The sequence below is a fragment of the Variovorax sp. RTB1 genome (genome assembly GCF_035018765.1).
GTDB lineage: Bacteria > Pseudomonadota > Gammaproteobacteria > Burkholderiales > Burkholderiaceae_C > Variovorax.
Window position 1 is genome coordinate 1 of the sequence record NZ_JASJXG010000103.1, and the last position, 2,934, is coordinate 2,934.

Below are 2,934 nucleotides of genomic sequence, written 5' to 3' on the forward strand. Positions count from 1 at the left end.
GGTTTGCCGATGAGCACCACCGACCTCCTGATCCGCAAAGACACCCTGGCCACGACACGCCTGCGCAATTCCAGCGAGGCGCCGCTGGCCGATGGCCAGGTCCGCGTGCGGATCGACACCTTCGCGCTGACCTCCAACAACATCACCTACGGCGCCTTCGGTGATGCGATGAGCTACTGGCAGTTCTTCCCGAGCGGCGAAGAAGGCTGGGGTCGCATTCCTGTCTGGGGCTTTGGCAGCGTCGCGCAGTCGATGCATCCGGGCGTCGCCGTAGGCGAGCGCGTGTACGGCTACTTTCCGATGGCCGACCAAGTGGTGTTGCAACCCGACCGGCTCAGGCCCGATGGCTTCACCGACGCAGCCCCGCATCGGAGCGAATTGCATGCTGTCTACAACCGCTACATGCGATGCGGCGCCGACCCGCTCTACACAGCAGACACCGAAGACATCCAGGCGCTGCTGCGACCGCTCTTCATCACCTCGTGGCTGATCGACGACTTCCTTGCGGACAACGACTTCTTCGGCGCCGACACGGTGTTGCTGTCAAGTGCATCGAGCAAGACCGCCTACGGCACGGCTTTTCAGCTGGCACAGCGGCCCGGCATCGAAGTGATCGGCCTGACATCGCCCGGCAACAAGCTGTTCTGCGAGAGCCTGGGCTGCTACAGCCGCGTGGTCGGCTACGACGAGCTGGAGCTGATTCCCGCCAATGCCTCATGCGTGTATGTCGACTTCGCAGGCAACGCGGCGTTCAGGCTGGCGGTCCACACACGCTTCGTCAACCTGCGCTTCAGCAGCTCGATAGGGGGCACGCACGTCGAGCACCTGGGAGGCGCAAAGAACTTGCCCGGACCTCGCGCCACCCTGTTCTTCGCACCGGCTCAAATCAAGAAGCGCACCGACGAATGGGGCGCCGCGGTGATGGGCGAGAAGTTGCTGACCGCGTGGAAGGCCTTCACCGCGCAGGTGACCGACCCGGCTGCGCCGTGGCTGGTGCCCGACCAGCATCACGGGCCGGAGGCCGTGCAAGCCGCTTACGCCGAAGTGCTGGGCGGCCGCAGCCATCCACGCATGGGGCACATGCTGTCGTTCCATAAGGCGCTGTAGGTTCGCCGCCCGGCCCCGGGGCTGCATTGGCCCTGCGAGCGACCCTGATGTGTCGGCCTCTGCTGGCGCCGCGAGGACGACAATGCCTCATGCAACCTCACTCGCCAGCAGGCGCCGACGCCAACCCTTCAGAGCCCTCGCTCCATCCCTACGAAGCGCTCACACCCGACGTCGTGCTCGATGCGCTCGCCACGCTCGACCTGCATGGCGACGGCCGGCTGCAGGCTCTCAGCTCCTATGAAAACCGGGTCTATCAGATCCACCTCGAAGACCGCAGCGCCGTGGTCGCCAAGTTCTATCGGCCCGGCCGCTGGAGCGAAGTGCAGATTCTTGAAGAGCACGCCTTTTCTGCGGAGCTCACCGCGGCCGAAGTGCCCGCCGTGGCACCGCTCGAGCTGCACGGCGCCACGCTGCATCAGCACGCCGGCTTCGCCTTCAGCGTGAGCCCGTACCGCGGCGGACGCCCGCCGGAGCTGGACGATTTCGAAGTGCTCGAATGGATCGGCCGCTTCCTCGCGCGCATCCACACGGTCGGCGGCAAGCGGCCTTTCGAGTCGCGCCCGGCGCTCGACCTGCAGAGCTTCGGCACGGCGTCGCGCGACTGGTTGCTGGGGAACGAGAAAATTCCGCTCGACGTACAGCGCCTGTGGGAAACGACGTGCAACGAGGCGCTCGAGATGATCGCCAAGACTGCCCTCGCGACGGATGCGCAAGGCCGCTTCGGCAGCGAGTTCAAGAGCCTGCGGCTGCATGGCGATTGCCACCCCGGCAACATCCTGTGGACCCCGACCGATCGCCCCGGCGGCGGCCCGCACTTCGTCGACCTGGACGACGCTCGGACCGGCTTCGCGGTGCAGGATTTGTGGATGCTGCTGTCGGGCGACCGGGCGCAGCGCACCGGCCAGTTGAGCGGCCTGCTCGAAGGCTATGAGCAATTCCGCTCGTTCGACCGGCGCGAGCTGGCGCTGATCGAACCGCTTCGCACGCTGCGACTGATCCACTACAGCGCCTGGCTCGCACGGCGCTGGGAAGACCCGATCTTCCCGATCAACTTTCCGTGGTTCGGCTCGAGCGACTACTGGAAAGGCCAGGTGCTCATGCTGCAGGAGCAGTGCGAGCAGATGGGCGAGGAGCCGCTGTACGCCTGACGTGCGGGTAGCGCGCGGTAGCTCTCACAGTAAGCGCCGAGGTAAGCGCCATGTCCGGCAATGTTGATCGCGAATGCCCGACGTTCCCGGCCGACTTCGACAAGGCAATTCAGGATAGGTCCAATCGGAAGTGGGCGGAGAACTGGCACGAAGTCACTGGCAAGACGGATTTGAACGTGTGCAGCACCCGGGCGCTCATTGGTGTGGCTGGCCTCAACTATCTTGGCCACCGCATTACCGCTTCAAAAATGCTACTCGCGCTGACCTGTTGCCATACGTAATTTGCTACCCGTTGTGTTTTCCAGCGGAAGCGCAACGTGAAAAGGCAAGTCAGCATGACAACACGCAAGGAGTTGGTCGAGGCGCTGCGGGAGCGGTATCGCAGCGCAGCGTTAGGCGACCGGATTAAGGTCCTCTATGAATTCGTGGCACTGACCGGTGACCGGTTATGACCGCAGGCATGCGATTCGGGTACTACGCGGGGAAGAGAGCTGGCCCCGGAAATCTGAACAATCCGATAAGTGTGGAAACTGCTCCTGCTGGCGAGGACCTTGCCTGTGAAGATTGGAGCAAAGATGAGCAGAAGACCCCGCCGCGCGCATTCAGCGGCATTCAAAGCCAAGGTGGCGCTGGCGGCCGTTCGAGGCGACAAGACGCTGGCCGAACTGGCGCAGCAGCA

At 64.2% G+C, this 2,934-nt stretch carries 3 protein-coding genes; all 3 read left to right on the plus strand.

Translation table 11 applies throughout. From position 1 onward, the window contains the following. The first annotated feature begins 9 nt into the window (after positions 1 to 9). The 3 genes from QN397_RS26470 to QN397_RS26480 all read left to right on the plus strand — a co-directional run bounded on the left by QN397_RS26470 (position 10) and on the right by QN397_RS26480 (position 2,536). Positions 10 to 1,107, plus strand: coding sequence for a DUF2855 family protein (locus tag QN397_RS26470; protein WP_323502495.1), 1,098 nt, complete (start codon positions 10 to 12; stop codon positions 1,105 to 1,107). An 89-nt stretch (positions 1,108 to 1,196) separates the two neighbouring features. Next, positions 1,197 to 2,255 carry a serine/threonine protein kinase gene (locus tag QN397_RS26475; RefSeq protein ID WP_323502492.1) on the plus strand — a complete coding sequence of 353 codons (1,059 nt, stop codon included), beginning with the start codon at positions 1,197 to 1,199 and terminating at the stop codon, positions 2,253 to 2,255. Positions 2,256 to 2,305: 50 nt separating this feature from the next. Next, complete coding sequence (locus tag QN397_RS26480; RefSeq protein ID WP_323495004.1) at positions 2,306 to 2,536, plus strand: hypothetical protein; 231 nt, start codon at positions 2,306 to 2,308, stop codon at positions 2,534 to 2,536. Positions 2,537 to 2,934: the final 398 nt, after the last annotated feature.